Raw genomic sequence first — 18,568 nt, forward strand, 5'->3', positions numbered from 1 at the left:
CGGACGACGGCGAGTTGAACATGCCCAGGGCGATGTCGGTGCGGGCGGCGATGTATTTGAAGAACCGCAGCACGCCCTCCCCACCGTGCGCCTCCATCATCGGCGTTTGGATGTAGGCGATGTCGGCGCCCGCCTCCTGGGCGTGCAGCGTCAGGTTCAGACAATCCTTCGCGGACATGGCCGCCGTGCACGCTTGCACGACAACGTCGGGGTTGGCGGCGCGGCCCTCTTCAATTGCCACCTCCAGCAAGCGCTTTCGCTCGTCGAGGGTCAACGACCAGAACTCGGACAGCCCGCTGGTGCACCACAGCATCGGGTGTCCGAGGTCGCCGACGCAGTAGCGGACAAGCGTCCGATATGCCTCCCAGTCGATGTCGTCCCCGTCCGGACCGCAGAATGGGGTGTAGAGGGAGTCGCCGATTCCCCGCAGTGCCCCGCGCGCCCACGCGCGCGCCTCGCTTGCCGTCGCCACGGCGACCTCCTTCTTCTCAGCCGACTTTCGGACCCTCAGGTGAAGTCCGAACCACCGTCGACGTTGATGTTGGCCCCGGTCATGTAGGAGTTGCGCCGCGAGGCGAGGAAGGCGACCACCGGCCCGATCTCCTCCGGCAGGCCCGCCCGGGGCATGTGCGCGGGGTGGCCAAAGTGTTTGGCAATGGCGTCCATCAGCGCGTAGGGGTCGTCGCCGTCGACACCGACCGACTTGGCCCAGCCGACGAGCGACTCGGAGGCGATGCTGCCGGGCGACACCACGTTGACCAGAATCTCGTCCTTGGCCAACAACAGCGAGAGGTTTTTCGAGACGCTCGTCAGCATCGATTTGGCCGCCGTGTACGCGGGCAGCATGACGCTCTGCCGCTGGGTCGAGTGCGCCGAGAAGTTGACCATCCGCGCCCATGGCGCCTTGCGCAGCAACGGAAGTGCCGCGCGGACGCAGCGCACCATCCCGAGCACGCCGTCTTCGACGGCCTCGCGCCATTGCTCGTCGGTCAGATCGTCGAATGTGCCCGCCGCGCCGGGCCCGACCGTGTTGACGAGCACGTTGAGTTCGCCGCCCCAGCGGCGGTCGAGCTCGGCGAACGCCGCGTCGACCTGGCCGGCGTCGGCGATGTCGGCGACGAGCCCAAGCGCATCGGCGCTTCCGCGCGCCTGCAGATCGGACACTGCCGAGTCGAGCGCGTCACGACTACGGCCGATGACCGCGACCCTGGCGCCCTCGTCGGCGAGGCAACGGGCGGCCGCCAAACCCATCCCCCGGCTGCCGCCGACGACCGCGGTTGTGGCATTCGCCAGGCCTAAATCCATGGCAATTCCCGTGGCTTATCGGGTGACTCGTTCAATGGCTTGTGCCCGGTCATCTTCGCCCGTCCAGCCGTCGTTACCAAAAAGCCTACGATAGGTATTACAGTAGCAGATGGAAAAACGCACGGAAGGCCGGTTGACGGTCATCGTCGAGCGGCGATACGCCTACGTATGCGCAGGTGAGTCGGCAGGGCTCGCCGACCGCATGCACAGGATACATCGTGATGGAGGTGCCCGTAGTGGCAAAGCAAGCTACCGCCGATAAGCGTCAACGACGCGAACGCGGATCCATCAATCCCGATGACATCATCAGTGGCGCATTCGAACTCGCGGAACAAGTGTCGATTGACAACTTGAGCATGCCGCTGCTGGGCAAACACCTGGGCGTCGGCGTCACCAGCATCTACTGGTACTTCCGCAAGAAGGACGACCTGCTCAACGCGATGACCGATCGGGCGTTGAGCAAGTATGTGTTCGCGACCCCCTACGTCGAAGCCAGTGACTGGCGGGAGACGTTGCGCAACCACGCGCGCTTGATGCGCAAGACGTTCATGGGCAACCCAATTCTGTGTGATTTGATCCTGATTCGCGCGGCGCTCAGCCCGAAGGCCGCGCGGCTGGGTGCCCAGGAGATGGAGAAGGCGATCGCCAATCTGGTCGAGGCCGGCCTGTCGCCGGAGGACGCCTTCGACACGTATTCGGCCGTTTCGGTGCACGTCCGCGGGTCGGTGGTGTTGCAGCGGTTGTACGAGAAGAACCAATCGACCGATGTCGGCCAGCGTGCCATCGAGGACGCCGTCGCCATCGATCCCGAGAACACCCCGCTGCTTGCTCAGATCAGCCGGATCGGTCACCGGATCGGCGCCCCCGACGAGACCAATTTCGAGTACGGCCTGGGCTGCATCCTCGACCACGCCAGCCGGCTGATCGAAGAGGGCAAGGGAGCGAAAGCCGGCAAGGCGGCGCCGTCCCGGCAGCGTAAGGCCGCCAAGTCACCCGGGTCGCGGGCGCGCACCAAGGCCCCGGCGCGCTAGCCGGCGAATCCGCTTATCACGCTTCGGGTTCCGGCACATCGAAGTGCTCATCTCGAAGCCGGAACGCCTCCTTGGTTCCGTGCTGTGCGCGGGTTTTGACGAAGTTGAACTCGCCCGGCCCGAATTGCAGATTGGTGCCGAAGGCGTGAAACAGATAGCTGGCGACTTCCTCACCCTGGTACGCCTGGCTCTGTTCGACGAGCCGGAATGCCTCCTTGGCGATGACCACCCCGTCGGCGGGCATCTTCGCCGCCTTCTCTGCCCAGTACCGCGCCCGCGCCGGGACGACGGCGGAATCGCATGTGTCGGTGAAGATTCCGAGATGCTCGAGCTCGCCGGCCTCGATCACGTCGCCGGTCAGCAGCAGGCGCCGGGCCAGCACCGGCCCCAGCCGGTAGAAGAACATGTGCAGGCTCCCCAGCGCGGGGCCGAGGAACCGGGTCGCCGGCATGCCGATCTTCGTGTCGCGCGCTATCACCGAGATGTCCGTCATCAGCGCCATCTCGAAGCCGCCGCCGAGCGCGTAGCCGGCGATCTCCCCCACGGTGACCTTGGGGAACCCCATGAAGTTGTGATAGAAGCCAAATGACTTGCGGTCCACCGTGAGGCGCCGACGCTGACTGGGGCGGCGCTTTGCCGACGAGTCATCGCCCGGTTGTTCCGGCTTGCCATACCAGCCATATGCGTTGTTCATGTCGGCCCCGGTGGAGAAGACGCCACCGGCGCCGCGCAACAACACCACCGTCAGGTCATCGTCTTCGGCCACCCGGTCCAGGCAGCGGGCCACCGCCTCGCGCATCGCGGCGTCGTAGGAGTTGCGCTGCGCCGGATTGTTCAGCGTGATCGTCGCGATCCGGCGATCGCGGTCGACTTCGAACAGCACGCGATCGTCCGGGGGGCTCGGGGCAGTCATCTATCGGACTCCTTTCGCCGCCTGCCGAATCGAAATCCGGTCAGCTTCTCCGGCCGTGATGCCAACGTGTTCACCTCGCCGGTGCAGAGCACTTCGTCGTCCAGCAGCAGCCGTGCCGTCGAGGCGATGCCGCGTTCGATGTGCGAGCGGGCGATGTCGAACCGCAGCTCGGTCAACACCGGCGTCGGCCGGCGGAATGTCACGACCAGCGAGCGCGTCTTCCCCGAAAGACCCGTGACGCAATTGTGGTGTTGGATGGCGCAATCGAAGAAGACACCCAGGAAGCCGCCGTGCACCAATCCCGGGGGACCCTCGTAGGCCAGCGGGAAATTCACTCGCCCGGCCGCCTTTTCGGCGTCGAGGTGGTCGAACCGATACTCCGGAAAACAGGGGTTGTAGGCGCCGATGTCGGTCGCATGGTTGAGGTAGACACGTCGGGGATCGTCGGGGACGTCACCTATGCGCGGCGCGTTGTCGGCCGGCGCCGCGACGCTCAGCTCGCGCTCCCACTCGGCGAACTTCGCCACCATGGCATCCACCGTCGGATGCGGGTGTTCGAGCGAAAGCAGCAGTGCGGTCAGGCGCCGCATGGCGCCGGCGGCGGCCACGGTCTGGGCAAGGGGCTGCTCGCCGAATCGGGCGTCGCCTGCGCGGGTCGATTCGGGCGCGGCCTGCCCGTCGGCTCGCCCCTCCTGCAAGGCCATGCTTCTCTCTTTTCGCTCGGGTTCCGGCCCGGCTATTTCCGGCGGCAGCGTACCCTGCTAACTTATACAGCGTATCAATCGTATTGCCTACTGTATGGGTAACCGTATCGGCAGAAAGGCCGGATTCGACGGTGAGTCAGGAGGCCGAGGCGGCCGGTGCCGACGGCTCGGTGACAGTGCGCCGGGAGGGCGCGGTGTTGCGGGTGACGCTCGATCGCCCGTCCCGGCGTAACTCGTTGACCCAGAACATGATCGAAGCCTTCGTGGAGGCACTGACCGATGCCGCCACCGACGATGCGCTGCGCGCCCTTCACATCCGGGGCGGTGAGGACTTCTGCGCCGGGGTGGACTGGGTCGCCGGCAACGACCGGCAACGCCCGCGCACCGGGGATCTGGTGCGGCGCATCCCCCACCAAGCTCACCGCGTCATCGAGCTCGTCACGAGCATCCAACTGCCGGTGCTTTGCAGCGTGCGAGGCTGGGCGGCGGGGTTCGGCTGCAATCTCGCGCTGGCCGCCGACTTCACCGTCGCCGCGGCCGACGCGGTGTTCTGGGAACCTTTCGTGGACCGCGGATTCAGCCCCGATTCGGGCGCCACCTGGCTGCTGCCCCGGCTGGTGGGCCTGGCGCGGGCCAGGCGCATGCTGCTGCTGGGCGAGCAGGTCAGCGGGGTGGACGCGGCCGATTGGGGATTGATTCACCAAGCGGTGAGCCCCGCCGAACTCGATGACACCGCCGAGAAGTTGCTGGAGCGGCTGGCCGCGGGGCCGACGACCGCGATCGGGCTGGCCAAGCAGGCGCTCGGCTTCGGTCAGCACGTGACCCTGGCCCAATCCATGACCCAGGAACTGTTCAACCTCGAACTGTCCTGCCGGACAGCCGATTTCAAAGAGGGCCTGGCGGCCTTTCGGGAGCGGCGACCACCGAAGTTTCACGGCCGATGAGGGAGCAGGATGCCTACTGACTCGTTCGACACCATCAATTACGAGGTCGACGGGCATACCGCCACCATCACGCTGAACCGTCCGGATGCCCTCAACGCGCTCAGCCCGCACATGATCACCGAACTGCGGGCCGCCTACGACGAGGCCGAAAACGACGACAAGGTATGGGTACTCGTCGTCACCGGCACCGGTCGCGCCTTCTGCACCGGGGCCGACGTCAAGGCCATACCCGGCGACGGCAAGGTCATCTACGAGCGGCCGTACCTGTCGACGTACGAGCAATGGGAGGCCCCCCAGGAGGGCACACCGCCATTCCGCCAGATGGCCAAACCGGTGCTGACCGCCGTCAACGGGTTGTGCTGCGGTGCGGGCCTCGACTGGGTGACCACGTCGGACATCGTCATCGCGTCCGACCGCGCGACGTTCTTCGATCCCCACGTCAGCATCGGCCTGGTGGCCGGGCGCGAGCTGGTGCGACTGGCCCGGGTGCTCCCCCGTTCGGTCGCCTTGCGAATGGCGTTGCTGGGCAAGCACGAGCGGATGGGCGTCCAGCGGGCCTTCGAGTTGGGATTGATCAGCGAAATCGTCGAGCACGAACGGCTTCTCGAACGCGCCCACGAACTCGCCGGGATCGTCAATTCCAACGCGCCGCTGGCCGTGCGCGGGACCCGGCTGGCGATCCTCAAGGGCCTCGATCTGCCGCTGCACGAAGCCGAGATGCTCGCCGAAGCGTTCCGCGAGCGCGTACTGCGGACCGAGGACGCGCTCGAGGGCCCCAAGGCCTTCGTCGAGAAGCGGGCGCCGGATTGGCAGTGTCGATGACGTTCGAGACGATCCTGCTCGAAATCGACGCGGCCGACCGGGTGGCGACCATCACGCTGAACCGGCCCGACCAGTTGAACGCGTTCAACCGCACCATGTGTGCGGAGATGGCCCGCGCCTGGCGCGCGGTCAAGCTCGACGAGTCGGTGAACGCCGTGGTGCTGCGGGCGGCGGGTGACCGCGCGTTCAGCGCCGGGCTGGACATCAAAACACCGTACGGGCAGCCCGAAAACGTCTGGAACCACGAGGATCCCGGCGAGGCCCTCAGCCCGAAGTGGCAAAAGATGTGGAAGCCGGTCGTGTGTGCCGTCCAGGGCATCTGCACCGCGGGCGCCTTTTACTTCATCAACGAATCCGACATCGTCATCTGCTCGGAGGGCGCCACCTTTTTCGACTCGCACGTGTCGGCCGGCCTGGTCTGTGCGTTGGAGCCGATCGGCCTGATGCGGCGCATCGGCCTGGGCGAGACCTTGCGCATAGCACTGATGGGCAACGACGAACGGGTCAGCGCCGACACCGCGTTGCGAATCGGATTGGTATCGGAGGTGGTCGCCGCCGACCGGCTCTGGGACCGCGCGCACGAGATCGCCGCGACCATCGCCGCGAAGCCATCGACCGCGACTCAGGGCACGGTCAAAGCGATCTGGGAGTCGCTCGACAAGCCTTACCGCGCGGCCATGGAGCAGGGCCTGATCTATACCCGGCTGGGCAATCCGCTCGGTACAGCCGAACTCGCCGCCCAGCGGGGCGAGGCCGGTGCGGGCGAACCGAAGATCCGTTGATGGTGCGTCACCCGCTCAGTCAGCGCATCGCCGACGTTCTCGACCTGCAGCCGGACGCGCACGCGATTGAGTTTGCGGGCCAATGGCACTCGTGGCGGCAGGTGGGCGATGCGGCGCGGCGCATCGCGTCGCAGGCCGGCCCGGGCCCGGGGGTCGGGATGCTGCTGCGCAACCGGCCCGGCCACGTGGCGGCCTTCCTCGGGGTGCTCCTGGGCGGCGGAACGGTCGTCACCATCAACCCCTCGCGCGGGGACGAGCGCACGCGCGCCGACATCGCCCCGCTGGAGTTGCCGTTGATCATCGGCGAGGCCGACGACTTGGCCGCGCAGGTCCCGCCGGGTATCCGGACGCTGGCGATCTCGGCTTGCCTGGAGGGTGGGCCCGTGCGCCATGGCGGGGGTCCCATCGCCCGGGCCGACGTCGCGGTCCGGATGCTGACCAGCGGTACGACGGGCCCGCCCAAACGCATCGACATCGGCTACGCCATGCTGGCCCGCAGCGTGATGGGCGCCGACCCCGACAGCGCCCCGGCGCCCCAAGAGCTACGGCGGGGTGTGGCGATCGTCAACTCACCGCTGGTGCACATCGGCGGCGTGTTCCGCGTGCTGCAGTGCGTCGCCGAGGCCAGGCCGTTCGCGCTCCTGGAGCGGTTCGAACTCAATGCGTGGACCGACGCGGTGCGCAGGCACCGGCCGCGGACCGTATCGCTGGTACCCGCGGCGCTGCGAACGGTGCTGCACTCCGACGTGCCGAGGGCCGATCTCGCGAGCATCCGGGCCGTCACCTGCGGCACGGCCCCGCTGACGGCCGACGACGCGGATGCCTTCACCGACAAGTACGGCATCCCGGTCCTGACCTCCTATGCCGCAACGGAATTCGGTGGCGGCGTGGCGGGTTGGACCCTGCCCGATTACCAACGGTATTGGACCGCCAAACGGGGTAGCGTCGGCCGTGCAAACCCCGGGGCGCAGCTGAGGGTGGTCGGGGACGACGGCACGCCGCTCGGCGCCGACCAGGTCGGCCTGCTCGAAGTCAAGCCGGGCCAGCTTGGCCCGTCGGCGCCGTGGATGCGAACCACGGACATGGCCCGCATCGACGCGGACGGCTTCGTCTGGATCGTCGGGCGGGCCGATCAGGCGATCATCCGCGGGGGGTTCAAGGTGATGCCCGACGACGTGCGCACCGCACTGGAGAGCCACCCCGCGGTCGCCGGCGCGGCGGTGATCGGGCGCCCCGATCAGCGCCTGGGCGCGACGCCGGTCGCCATGGTGGAATTGCGCGAATCCGCGTCCGTCGAACCCGAAGCGCTGGCGCGATATCTCCGAAATAAGTTGGCGCGCTACGAGGTTCCCACCGAGATCGCAATCGTCGACGCCATCCCGCGGACCCCGTCGGGCAAACCCGATTTGGGCGCGGTCCAGCGCTTCTTCAGCGCGCCCGCCGCCCACACCGACCATGCGCGGTGACGCCCCGACCGTCGCCGAGGTCCTGGCATACCAGGCCCGCTCGCGCGGAGACCGCCCGCTGCTCGTCTGCGACGGCGACCGGATCGGTTACCGGGAAGCCGAGGAGCAGTCGGCGGAGCTGGCCCGCGGACTGATCGCGGCCGGCGCGGGCAAGGGCACCCATGTGGGCCTGCTCTATCCCAATGGCGTGGGCTTCGTCGTCGCGATGCTGGCGGCGGCGCGGATCGGAGCCGTGGTGGTCCCGTTCTCGACGTTCGTCACCGCACGCGAGTTGCACGAGCAGCTGCTCGACAGCGACGCCGAAATCCTGTTAGCGGCGGCGTCTTTCCGCCGCCACGACTATGCGCAACGACTCGAAGAGCTGCTTTCGGATCCAGAGTTCGAATCCGACCTGCCCTTGTTCTGCGTGGCCGCACCGCAACTGCGGCAGGTGGGCATCGACCACCGCCCCGACGCGGTGCGACGCGTCCGCGACATCGACCGGTTCTATCGTCTGGCCGGCACTGTGAGCCCCGAGTTGCTGGCGGCGACGCAAGACGATGTCCAGGGCTGCGATCCGCTGGCCATCGTGTACACCTCGGGCTCCACCAGCGCCCCCAAGGGGGTGGTGCACACGCACGCCGCGCTGCTTGCGCATCAGCGGAACCTCAACGAGATCCGCGGATTGACCGCCGACGACAAGCTGTTCTGCAATTCGCCGTTCTTCTGGATCGGCGGATTCGCGTTCGGGCTGCTCGCGACGTTGGTCGCCGGGTCGACGCTGGTGTGCTCGAATGCCGACGATCCCGGCGCGACGCTCGACCTGCTGGAGGCCGAAAGACCCACCCTGACCAATGGTTTCAGCGCCACGATCGCTCACCTGGCCGATCATCCGAGTTTCGGCCGTCGTGACCTGTCATCACGGCGGGGCAACCTGTACCCGATCATGGCGCCCGACGTTCGACCGGCGGATCCGGAACTGCGGCACAACATGCTCGGGATGACCGAAGCCGGCAGCGTCGTGCTGATCAGTGACGACGAAACCGATCAACCCGAGCGCAGGCGCGGGTCGTTCGGCAAGCCGGCGCCCGGCTTCGAGACCATGATCCTGGACCCGGATCCCTCGGGAGTCGGTGAACTGTGCATCCGCGGACCGTACGTGATGCAGCGGTACTACCGGCGCAGTCGCGAGGAGTGCTTCGACGCCGACGGCTGGTTCCACACCGGCGATTTGGTGCGGTGCGACGCCGAGGGATTCTTCTACTACGTCGGCCGCCTCAGCACGATGATCAAGACCGCGGGCGCCAACGTCTCGGCGGAAGAGGTCGAACGGGCCATCACCAAGGTCACCGGCGGGCTGGCCGCGCACGTCACCGGCGTGCCCGACGCCCAACGGGGAGAATTGGTCGCGGCGGTCGTGGTGGTGCCCGACGGCGCCACGTTCGACGGTGCCGCCCTGCGCGACCGGCTCAAGACGGAACTGTCGGCATACAAGATTCCCCGCCGGTTGCTCGCGTTGTCGCGCTCGCAGCTGCCGCTGCTCTCCAGCGGCAAGGTCGACCGGGCACAGCTGAGGAAGCTCCTCGATGCCTGACAAAACAACCATCGACGAGCTGGTGCGTTCTCGCGCCGAGCTTTACGGCGACAAGCCGATGGTGATCGACCCGGGGTCGCGCACCAGCTACCGCCAACTCGAGGCGACCACAAGGCATCTCGCCGCGGTCTTCGTCGAGGCCGGCGTCGGCAAGGGCACCCGGGTCGGGCTGATCATGCCCAACGGCACCCGCTGGGTCGAGGTGGCCCTCGCGGTGACCCGGATCGGGGGCGTGCTGGTCCCGCTGAGCACCCTGCTGACGGCGACCGAACTGACCGCGCAGCTGCGTGCCGCGGCGGTGCAAATCCTGATCAGCGTCGAGGAATTCCGCGGTCATCGTTACCTCGACGACCTCCCACCGCGCAGCCGGCTGCCGGCCCTGCGCGGGGTCTGGACGGCCGCCCGGCTCGCCGGCACCACCGCCGGCGATCGGGCCCGTGGACTCGTGGACGCCATGACGCAGACGGTCGCGCCCGCCGACCTTCTGGTCATCACGTTCACCTCCGGCAGCAGCGGGGCGCCCAAGGGGGTCATGCATTCGCACGGCAGCGCGCTGGGCGCCGTGAACTCGGGCCTAGCCGCGCGCTGCATCACCGCCGACACCCGGCTGTATCTGCCGATGCCCTTCTTCTGGGTCGGCGGATTCGGCAGCGGAGTGCTGTCTGCGCTGATGGCCGGCGCCACCCTGGTGACCGAGGAGATACCGCGGCCGGAGACCACGCTGCGGCTGCTGGAGGCCGAGCGGGTGACGCTGTTTCGCGGCTGGCCCGATCAGGCCGAGACCCTGGCGCGGCACGCCGCCGCGGTCGGCGCCGACCTGTCGGCCCTGGGCGCGGGCAGCCTGCAGGCCCTGCTGCCGCCCGAGCGGCGTGCGCAACCCGGCGCCCGGGCCGCGCTGTTCGGCATGACCGAGGCGTTCGGCCCATACTGCGGCTACCCCGCCGACACCGACCTGCCACCGGCGGCGTGGGGCAGTTGCGGAAAGCCGTTCGGCGGCATGGAGGTTCGCATCGTCGACGCCGACACCGGCGAGCCCGCCGCGGCCGGCACCGTCGGCGTGATCCAGATTCGGGGCCCGCACACGCTGCGCGGCATCTGCGGTCGCAGCCGAGAGGAGTTGTTCACCGCCGACGGGTTTTACGCCACCGGCGACCTGGGCCGGCTCGACGAGCAGGGGTTCCTGTTCTACCACGGACGCTGCGACGACATGTTCAAGGTCAGCGGCGCCACCGTATATCCCGGCGAGGTAGAACGCGCGCTGCGCACCATCGACGGCGTCCGCGGCGCCGTTGTCACCAACGTCCCCGGGCCGGCGGGCCAACGGGTGGGCGCGGCCGTGTTGTGCGACGGCGCGGTGTCCACCGATGAGCTGAGCCGGAGCGCGCGAAAGCTGCTGAGCGCCTTCAAGGTACCGACGGTGTGGTTGCTGTTGGGGTCGGACGACGACGTCCCGCGCGGCGGGACCGGTAAGGTCGACACCGGCCGGCTGCGCGAGATGCTGGCGTCGGCGGGGTGACCGTTGGCGACCGTCAGTGCCGGACGCCGGAGACCGGCGACCGCGGAAGCCGACCGGCGCGCGAATGTCCACTCATGGACTCCCCGTCGACCACGACGTCGAAGTCCAGATTGAGCCGCATGGGCTTGGTCACCGATTGCCGCCAGGTCAGCCGGGTACCTCCCGCGACCGCACTGGACATCAAGTCCCGCAACGGAACTGATTCGTTCTTGTAGGTAGCCGTACCCACCAGCCCGTCACCCAGTTCGGTGAACACGTACCGCACCGCGAGCGTGCCGATCGGCGTCTTGATCGTCACGTCCCACTCACCCTCGATGCCCAACCTATGCCTCCATCGGTTCTCGTCCCGCCGGACGCCAGACGGTGCCCCGACGCTCGTACTCGAACAGCTTCTCGACGGCGTGCGCGACCCGTGGCCCGTACCACCGATCCAGCAGGTACAGCGCCAGATCGAGCCCCGAGGTCACCCCGCCGGCGGTGACCACGTCCCCGTCGTCAACCACCCGGGCGGCCACCGCATGCACGCCGGCCGCCTCTAACAGCTCCAGCCCCAAGTGATGGGTCACCGCGTGGCGCCCCTCGATCAGGCCCGACATGGCCATCACCACCGATCCGCCACAAACCCCGGCCACCGTGATCTCCGGATTGTCAAAGGCCTTCCGCAACAACGGGGTCAGCTCCGTCTGCGCCGCCCGGGCCAACAGCACCGGGATGGTCTCGACGCCATCGTCCGGGTCGCCGGCTATCGGACCGCTGGCGCCCGGAACCATCACGCAGCCGGGCACGGACGGATCGAGCGCGGCACTGGCGCTGAGCGCCAAACCACGTGTGCCACTGGTGACGCTGCGCGGCCCCTCCGCCGACACCAACGTCACCGTCAGGTCGCCGCCCACGCAGTCGCTGCCCGCCGCCAGCACTTCGAACGGGGCGATCACGTCGAGCGGGTCAAATCCGTCGTACAACACGACTTGCGCATGCATCCCGTCATGGTCACCGCCTTGCGCCGGCCGCACCAGTGGCTGGATTGCCACTATGCACCGGTATATTGCCAAGCCATGCATTCCGTCGCGATTCTGGCCGAGCCGGACGTCATCGCGTTCGACCTCGCCATTGCGATCGAGGTTTTCGGGCGGGTCGCCCTCGCGACCGGTGCGCCCGGCTATCGCGTGCGCGTGTGCGGCTGCGAGCCCGTCGTGCCGGCCGGACCGATCCGGGTCGCCACCGATCACGGCCTGGAAGGACTCGACGGTGCGGACACCATCGTGGTGCCCGGACGCAACGACGTCACGGTGGGTGTGCGCGAGGACGTCGTGGCGGCGCTGAAGTCGGCGCACCGCAAGGGAGTCCGCATCGCCTCCATCTGCAGCGGCACCTTCACCGTCGCCGCGGCGGGCATCCTGGACGGCAAACGCGCGACCACCCACTGGGCCGCCGCCGACTCGTTCTCGGCCCGCTATCCCAACGTCCGGCTCGATGCCGCCGCGTTGTACGTGGACGAGGGCCAGGTACTCACCTCGGCCGGGGCTTCCGCGGGTCTCGACTTGTGCCTCTACATGGTCGCGCGCGATTACGGCTCCGCGGTGGCCGCCGACGCCGCCCGGTTAGCGGTCACGCCCCTGCACCGCACCGGTGATCAAGCCCAATTCGTCATCCGCAATCGCGGAAAGTCGCTCACCGAACTCGATGGCTTGCTGGTCTGGCTGGAAAGCAACGCGCACCTCCCGTTGACCCTCGGTGAAATCGCCCGTCAGGCCGCCACCAGCGAACGAACCCTGAATCGGCGGTTCAAGAGCGAGACGGGCCAAACACCGATGCAGTGGCTGAACGGCATTCGGATCCGGCACGCGGAGGAGTTGCTGGAGACGAGCTCCGCCGGTGTCGAAACCATCTCGCGGCTGGTCGGATTCGCGTCGGCCACGAATTTTCGCGAGCAGTTCCGCCGACTGGTTGGAGTGGCGCCGCAGAGCTACCGCAACGCTTTTCGCGACCAGCAGCCCTGACCGGCGCCGACCAGCCCTAGGGCACCCGGGTCCACGGCTGGCAGTTCTGGGACTCGAAGGCCTTGACCGAGGTGTTGATGTTCGCGTACATCGGACCGATCGACGTATTCGTCTGCAGCACATGGTCCTTGTTCGCGTCGGGCGTGCTGTAGGTGAACCAGGAGCACATCGAACCCTGGGTCGGCACGTCGTTGATCCAAACACCGAAGGCCGACCCGGAACCGCCGGTGTGGTAGAGGCCCGGCGCGATGTCCGGGCCCACGATGAAGACACCGTTGCCGGGGATGGGGTCGAGCGGGTCGGCCAGCGCCGGCGGTGCCAGGGCGACGGCCGTCACCACCGAAACGAACAGGGCCGATGCGGTAACCGTTCGGGGCACTTTTCCTCGCTTTATGTTGTTGCCCCCTGTCACGCAGCCTATGCCGAGGCGCGCGGGGTAACAACCATCAGTCACCGTCGACGACCACGCCTCGCGCGGTGAGGTGATCGATCAACGGCACGGCGCCCGCGGCGAGATGCTGCGACATGGCCGCGCGCGCGAGCCCCCCGTCGCGCTTCTTCAGCGCCGACAGGATGCGACGGTGATCCCGCATCGACTGCTCCGGCCAGCCCTCGATGGCCGGGAACACCGATTCCGGTGCGTAGCGGGTGATTTGCAGCATCAGCTGGGCGAGTTTCGGCGAGTCCGCGGCAACGTTGATGGCGCGGTGGAATTGGTGGTTCAGGCGCACCGTCCGCTCCTCGTCGTCACCCGCGTACGCGTCTTCGAGTTCCGCCTGGATCTGCTTGAGCTCGCGCAGTTGGTCGTCGGTGATGTTGATCGCGGCCCGCGCCGCGAGTTCGCCACCGACATGGGCCTGCACGTTGGCGACGTCGGTGACGTCGCGGCCGGTCACCGGCAACACCATGAAACCCCGCCGGGGTTGCTGGGCGATCAGACCTTCCGCGCGCAGGGCGAACAGCGCTTCCCGCACCGGCGTGACGCTGATTCCCAACTCGGCGGCCAACTGGTCCAGCCGGACGTAGGACCCCGCGAGGTAGGTGCCGTCGAAGATCCGACGGCGGATGAGGCGCGCGACGTCGTCGGAAAGTTGCGGTCGCGCGGCGAAATCCGGAACGCTCATCGCTACACCTGGTACTCGGCAAGGAGGCGCTTGCTGATGATCGACTTCTGGATTTCGCTGGTTCCCTCGCCGATCAGCAGGAACGGCGCGTCGCGCATCAGCCGCTCGATCTCGTATTCCTTGGAATAGCCGTAGCCGCCGTGGATTCGGAAGCTCTGCTGCGTGACCTCGGTGCAATACTCGCTGCACAGATACTTGGCCATCCCGGCGGCGACGTCGTTGCGCTCCCCCGAGTCCTTCAGCCGCGCCGCGTTCACCATCATCAGGTGGGCGGCTTCGACTTTGGTGGCCATCTCGGCGAGCTGGAAGGCAATGGCCTGGTGCTCGGCGATGGGCTTGCCGAAGGTGTGCCGTTGTTGCGCATAGCGGACCGCGAGCTCGAAGGCGCGGATGCCGACACCGCACGCCCGCGCCGACACGTTGACCCGGCCGACCTCGATGCCGTCCATCATCTGGAAGAAGCCCTGCCCCGGGGTGCCACCCAAAACGTCGTCGGCGCTGGCCCGGTAGCCGTCGAAGATCAGTTCGGTGGTGTCGATGCCCTTGTAGCCCAGCTTGTCGATCTTGCCGGGGATGACCAAGCCCGGCGCGACTTCACCGAATCCCGTTGGCTTCTCGACCAGGAAGGCGGTCAGATTTCGGTGCGGCTTGTCGGCACCCTCGTCGGTGCGCACCAGCACCGCGATGAGTGTGGAGCTTCCGCCGTTGGTCAGCCACATCTTCTGGCCGTTGATGGTGTAGTCGCCGTCCGGGCCGCGTACCGCCCGGGTCCGAATCGCGGCGACGTCGGACCCGAGTTCCGGCTCCGACATCGAAAAAGCGCCCCGCGCTTCGCCGGTCGCCATCCGCGGCAGGAACCGCTGCTGCTGCGCTTCGGTGCCGTGTTGGCGAAGCATGTAGGCCACGATGAAGTGGGTGTTGAGCACGCCGGACACGCTCATCCAGCCACGCGCGAGCTCTTCCACACACAGCGCATAGGTGAGCAGCGACTCCCCCAGCCCGCCGTACTCCTGCGGAATCATCAGGCCGAACAGGCCCATGTCGCGCATCCGGTCGACGATGTCCTGCGGGTAGGTGTCGCCGCGTTCGAGCTCCGCGGCGTTGGGGATCACCTCCTTCTCGACGAATTGCCGTACTGTAGCGACGATTTCGGTCTGGAATTCGGTCAGCCCGAGGGTCTGAGCGAGCTTGGTCATGCGCTGTCTTTCGGTCCGGGCTTGCTCAGCAAGCGATGGTCTTCGCCTTCGCCAGGCGTTCGATGTCGGCGGTGGTCAATCCCAACCGGCGCTCGAGAACCTCGGCCGTGTCCTGCCCCAACGCGGGCGCGGGCGCGCCGGCGGGATGCACGCCGTCGAACGCGACCGGCAGCCCGGGGGCCAGGTACTCACCCAGGCCTTCCTGCCGCAGTGGGGAAAACAGCGGGTTGTCGGTCACCTTCGGGCCCGCCGCGACCTCGGCGAAGGTGCGGTACCGCTCGAACAACACCGTTGTGCCCGAGAGCGCGGCGGTGACCTCGTCGGCCGAGTGGTCGGCGAACCAGGTGGCGAACAACCCGGACAGCACGTCGCGGTATCGGTAGCGGTCGCCCTCCGAACCGAAGTCGACACCCAGCGCATCGGCGAGCGCCGTCACCGCGACGCCGGTGCCGGTCACGTCGACCAGGTCGCGAAAGTGCCTGCGGGTCAAGGTGACAACCATGAACCGGGCGCCGTCACGGGCGACGAAGTCCTGCCCGTACTGGCCATAGATGGTGTTGCCCAGGCGCTCGCGCTGCGTGCCGGTGATCTGCGGCTCGGTCAACAGCCCCAGGTTTCCGGCGGTGGCCAGCGCGACGTCCTCGAGGGCCAGGCTGATCCGCGCACCGGCACCGGATTCGTCTCGGCGGCGGACCGCGGTGACGACGGCCAGGGCGGCGTACAGGCCGCAGCACACGTCCCAGGCCGGCAACACGTGGTTGATCGGGCCGGCGTGCCCGGCGGGGCCGGTGACGAGCGGGAATCCGATCCCGGCGTTGACCGTGTAATCCACCCCGGTGGAACCGTCGCCACGCCCGAGCAGCTGCACGTGGATGACGTCGGAACGCTTGCCGGCCAACGCCTCGTGGCTGAGCCAGGACAGGCCGGCGGCGTTGGTCACCACCACCCCGTCGCCCTCGACGATGAGCCGCGCGACCAGTTCCTGCCCGTCGGGAGAGCGCAAATCGATGGTGGCCGAACGCTTGCCCTTGTTCAGCCCGGTCCAGTAGATCGAGGTGCCGTCGGCCGCCAGCGGCCACCGCTGCACGTCGGAGGCGCCGCCGATCGGATCGATCCGGATCACCTCCGCGCCAAGCTGACTCAGCGTCATGCCACACAGCGGGGCGGCGACGAAGCTGGACACCTCGACGACGGTGAGTCCGCCCAGGGGACCGGTCACGTCACCCGCTCGAACACCGCGGCCAGGCCCTGGCCGCCGCCGATGCACATGGTCTCCAGCCCGTAGCGCGCCTCGCGGCGGTTGAGCTCGCGCGCCAGTGAGGCCAGCATCCGCCCACCCGTCGCGCCGACGGGATGGCCCAACGAGATGCCGGATCCGTGCACGTTCGTCCGCTCGTGGTCGGCCGCGCCGAAATTCCACTCCCGCATCACCGCAAGCGCTTGAGCGGCAAAGGCTTCGTTGAGTTCGATCAGGTCGATGTCGGACAGCCGCAGGCCGGCCTTGCGCAGCGCCGCCTCGGTCGCCGGTACGGGCCCGATGCCCATGACGTGGGGCGCCACTCCCGCCAGCCCCCATGACACCAGGCGGACCAGCGGGGTCAGACCGTATTCGGCGGCCTTCTCGGGCGTGGTCACCACGCACATCGACGCCGCGTCGTTTTGGCCGCTGGCGTTGCCGGCGGTGACGGTGGCTTCCGAATCCTGGTTGAGCAGAACGGGTTTGAGCTTGCCCAGCGACTCGACCGAGGTGTCGGCGCGCGGATGTTCGTCGGTGTCGATCAGTTCTTCACCGTGGCGCGTGCGGACGGTGACCGGGATGATCTCCTCGGCGAGAACCCCGTCCTTCTGCGCGGCCACGGCCCGCTGGTGTGACCGCACGGCGAGTTCGTCCTGTTCCAACCGCGGAATGCCGTACTGGCGGCGCAGATTCTCCGCCGTCTCCAGCATGCCGCCGGGGACCGGGTGGTGACGGCCGCCGGCGGTGGTGCGTCCGCGGGCCAGCCCGTCGTGCACCTGGACCCCGCTTCGCGCGCCACCCCAACGCATGTCGGTGGAATAGAACGCGACATTGCTCATACTCTCGCAGCCGCCGGCGACCACCAGATCCTGATCGCCGCTGCCCACCTGCAGGCACGCCTGGATCACCGCCTGCAGGCCCGACCCGCAACGCCGGTCGACTTGCATGCCGGGCACCGTCACCGGCAGGCCGGCGTCCAGCGCCACGACGCGCCCGATCGCCGGGGCATCGCTGTTGGGATAGCAGTGGCCGAGGATCACGTCCTGCACCGCGTCGGGCGCCAGCCCGGTCCGCTCGAGCAACCCCTTCAGGGCGGTGACGCCCAGGTCGACGGCCGTCAGCGAGGAGAACATGCCGCCGTAGCGGCCGATCGGCGTGCGGACCGGTTCACAGATAACGGCTTCGCGTAGCGCGCTCATAGGTGTCGGCCGCCGGTGATCTCCATGACGGTGCCGGTCATGTAGGACGACAGGTCGGACGCCAGGAACAGCGCCACGCTGGCGACTTCGCTGGGCTCACCGGCCCGGCCCATCGGCACCTCGGCGACCTTCGAATCCCAAATACGTTGCGGCATAGCCTCGGTCATCGCCGAGCGGATCAAGCCGGGGGCGATCGCGTTCACCCGGACGCCCAAGTAGGCCAGCTCCTTGGCGGCCGCCTTGGTCATGCCGACGATGCCGGCCTTGGCAGCCGAGTAGTTGGTCTGCCCGACCATGCCGACCTTGCCCGACACCGACGACATGTTGATGATCGCGCCCCGCTTGTTTTCCCGCATGACCGCGGCCGCCAATCGGGTGCCGTTCCAGGTTCCCTTCAAATGCACGGCGATGACCTGATCGAACTGCTCCTCGGTCATCTTGCGCATCGTCGCGTCCCGGGTGATGCCCGCGTTGTTGACCATGATGTCCAGCCCGCCGAAACGCTCGACCGCGGTTTGGATCAGTTTTTCGACGTCGGATGCCTGCGTGACATCGCATTGGACCGCGACGGCGACGTCATCACCGCCGAGCTGTTTGGCCACCGCTTGCGTCGCTTCGAGATTGACGTCGCCGAGCACAACCCGCGCGCCCTCGGCGACGAAGCGCTCCGCGATGGCCAGCCCCAGCCCTTGCGCTCCGCCCGTGATTACCGCCGTCTGACCTGCCAACAACCCCACCTGGGTCACACATCCTTCA

The 18,568-nt window shown here is 68.0% G+C and carries 20 protein-coding genes; 8 read left to right on the top strand and 12 right to left on the bottom strand.

Annotated features, from left to right (window positions below; translation table 11 throughout):
* Together A5702_RS07590 and A5702_RS07595 are read right to left on the bottom strand one after the other, a co-directional pair.
* The coding region (locus A5702_RS07590; RefSeq protein WP_197506513.1) for a dihydrodipicolinate synthase family protein at nt 1-472 on the bottom strand (472 nt) is incomplete at its 3' end.
* Between the two features lie 35 nt (nt 473-507).
* Nucleotides 508-1,305, bottom strand: a complete 798-nt coding sequence (locus tag A5702_RS07595; protein WP_068219608.1) for an SDR family NAD(P)-dependent oxidoreductase — start codon at nt 1,303-1,305, stop codon at nt 508-510.
* 221 nt (nt 1,306-1,526) lie between these two features.
* Between A5702_RS07595 and A5702_RS07600 the strand changes: the two genes are divergently transcribed.
* Nucleotides 1,527-2,336 carry a TetR/AcrR family transcriptional regulator gene (locus A5702_RS07600; RefSeq protein WP_067823958.1) on the top strand — a complete coding sequence of 270 codons (810 nt, stop codon included), beginning with the start codon at nt 1,527-1,529 and terminating at the stop codon, nt 2,334-2,336.
* Between the two features lie 16 nt (nt 2,337-2,352).
* On the opposite strand, the gene A5702_RS07605 is transcribed toward A5702_RS07600, so the two are convergent.
* Both A5702_RS07605 and A5702_RS07610 read right to left on the bottom strand, forming a co-directional pair.
* Entirely contained in the window at nt 2,353-3,249 is an 897-nt protein-coding gene (locus tag A5702_RS07605; RefSeq protein ID WP_068219613.1) for an enoyl-CoA hydratase/isomerase family protein, read from the bottom strand.
* Nucleotides 3,246-3,953, bottom strand: coding sequence for a hypothetical protein (locus tag A5702_RS07610; protein ID WP_068219616.1), 708 nt, complete (start codon nt 3,951-3,953; stop codon nt 3,246-3,248). Before A5702_RS07610 ends, A5702_RS07605 begins: the two co-directional genes overlap by 4 nt.
* A gap of 131 nt (nt 3,954-4,084) precedes the next feature.
* Here A5702_RS07610 and A5702_RS07615 point away from each other — a divergent pair, with 131 nt between their 5' ends.
* The 6 genes from A5702_RS07615 to A5702_RS07640 are packed head-to-tail and all read left to right on the top strand — an operon-like array spanning nt 4,085 to nt 11,056.
* Nucleotides 4,085-4,897 (top strand): enoyl-CoA hydratase/isomerase family protein, encoded by an 813-nt coding sequence (locus A5702_RS07615; protein WP_068219619.1) that lies wholly within the window; start codon nt 4,085-4,087, stop codon nt 4,895-4,897.
* A 9-nt stretch (nt 4,898-4,906) separates the two neighbouring features.
* Nucleotides 4,907-5,719, top strand: a complete 813-nt coding sequence (locus tag A5702_RS07620; RefSeq protein WP_055405200.1) for an enoyl-CoA hydratase/isomerase family protein — start codon at nt 4,907-4,909, stop codon at nt 5,717-5,719.
* Nucleotides 5,716-6,501, top strand: coding sequence for an enoyl-CoA hydratase/isomerase family protein (locus A5702_RS07625; RefSeq protein WP_068219622.1), 786 nt, complete (start codon nt 5,716-5,718; stop codon nt 6,499-6,501). The genes A5702_RS07620 and A5702_RS07625 overlap by 4 nt, the downstream gene beginning before the upstream one ends.
* Nucleotides 6,501-7,967, top strand: a complete 1,467-nt coding sequence (locus A5702_RS07630) for a class I adenylate-forming enzyme family protein (RefSeq protein WP_068219625.1) — start codon at nt 6,501-6,503, stop codon at nt 7,965-7,967. Before A5702_RS07625 ends, A5702_RS07630 begins: the two co-directional genes overlap by 1 nt.
* The gene (locus A5702_RS07635; RefSeq protein WP_068219630.1) at nt 7,957-9,540 is read left to right on the top strand and encodes a class I adenylate-forming enzyme family protein; all 1,584 of its coding nucleotides are present in this window, start codon (nt 7,957-7,959) and stop codon (nt 9,538-9,540) included. The genes A5702_RS07630 and A5702_RS07635 overlap by 11 nt, the downstream gene beginning before the upstream one ends.
* Nucleotides 9,533-11,056, top strand: a complete 1,524-nt coding sequence (locus A5702_RS07640) for a class I adenylate-forming enzyme family protein (RefSeq protein WP_068219633.1) — start codon at nt 9,533-9,535, stop codon at nt 11,054-11,056. Before A5702_RS07635 ends, A5702_RS07640 begins: the two co-directional genes overlap by 8 nt.
* Nucleotides 11,057-11,069: 13 nt before the next feature.
* Here the strand turns inward: A5702_RS07640 and A5702_RS07645 are convergent, their stop codons facing one another.
* Together A5702_RS07645 and A5702_RS07650 are read right to left on the bottom strand one after the other, a co-directional pair.
* Nucleotides 11,070-11,378, bottom strand: a complete 309-nt coding sequence (locus A5702_RS07645) for a hypothetical protein (protein WP_055405205.1) — start codon at nt 11,376-11,378, stop codon at nt 11,070-11,072.
* Nucleotide 11,379: 1 nt separating this feature from the next.
* Nucleotides 11,380-12,036: a DJ-1/PfpI family protein gene (locus A5702_RS07650; protein ID WP_067823978.1), complete on the bottom strand. Its 657-nt coding sequence runs from the start codon at nt 12,034-12,036 to the stop codon at nt 11,380-11,382.
* Nucleotides 12,037-12,111: 75 nt separating this feature from the next.
* Between A5702_RS07650 and A5702_RS07655 the strand changes: the two genes are divergently transcribed.
* Entirely contained in the window at nt 12,112-13,056 is a 945-nt protein-coding gene (locus A5702_RS07655) for a GlxA family transcriptional regulator (RefSeq protein ID WP_068219715.1), read from the top strand.
* Nucleotides 13,057-13,072: 16 nt separating this feature from the next.
* Here A5702_RS07655 and A5702_RS07660 read toward each other — a convergent pair whose 3' ends face one another.
* The 6 genes from A5702_RS07660 to fabG all read right to left on the bottom strand — a co-directional run bounded on the left by A5702_RS07660 (nt 13,073) and on the right by fabG (nt 18,558).
* Nucleotides 13,073-13,435, bottom strand: coding sequence for a hypothetical protein (locus A5702_RS07660; RefSeq protein ID WP_055405207.1), 363 nt, complete (start codon nt 13,433-13,435; stop codon nt 13,073-13,075).
* A gap of 67 nt (nt 13,436-13,502) precedes the next feature.
* A complete protein-coding gene (locus A5702_RS07665; protein WP_068219636.1) occupies nt 13,503-14,180 on the bottom strand; it encodes a GntR family transcriptional regulator in 678 nt (225 codons plus the stop codon).
* Between the two features lie 2 nt (nt 14,181-14,182).
* The gene (locus tag A5702_RS07670) at nt 14,183-15,376 is read right to left on the bottom strand and encodes an acyl-CoA dehydrogenase family protein (RefSeq protein ID WP_067823984.1); all 1,194 of its coding nucleotides are present in this window, start codon (nt 15,374-15,376) and stop codon (nt 14,183-14,185) included.
* Nucleotides 15,377-15,401: 25 nt separating this feature from the next.
* Entirely contained in the window at nt 15,402-16,595 is a 1,194-nt protein-coding gene (locus tag A5702_RS07675; RefSeq protein WP_068219638.1) for a CoA transferase, read from the bottom strand.
* The gene (locus A5702_RS07680; protein WP_067823990.1) at nt 16,592-17,812 is read right to left on the bottom strand and encodes an acetyl-CoA C-acetyltransferase; all 1,221 of its coding nucleotides are present in this window, start codon (nt 17,810-17,812) and stop codon (nt 16,592-16,594) included. The genes A5702_RS07675 and A5702_RS07680 overlap by 4 nt, the downstream gene beginning before the upstream one ends.
* Nucleotides 17,809-18,558, bottom strand: a complete 750-nt coding sequence (gene fabG / locus A5702_RS07685) for a 3-oxoacyl-ACP reductase FabG (protein WP_055405194.1) — start codon at nt 18,556-18,558, stop codon at nt 17,809-17,811. Before fabG ends, A5702_RS07680 begins: the two co-directional genes overlap by 4 nt.
* Nucleotides 18,559-18,568: the final 10 nt, after the last annotated feature.

This window comes from Mycobacterium sp. E3339 (genome assembly GCF_001666915.1).
In the GTDB taxonomy this organism is placed as follows: Bacteria; Actinomycetota; Actinomycetes; order Mycobacteriales; family Mycobacteriaceae; genus Mycobacterium.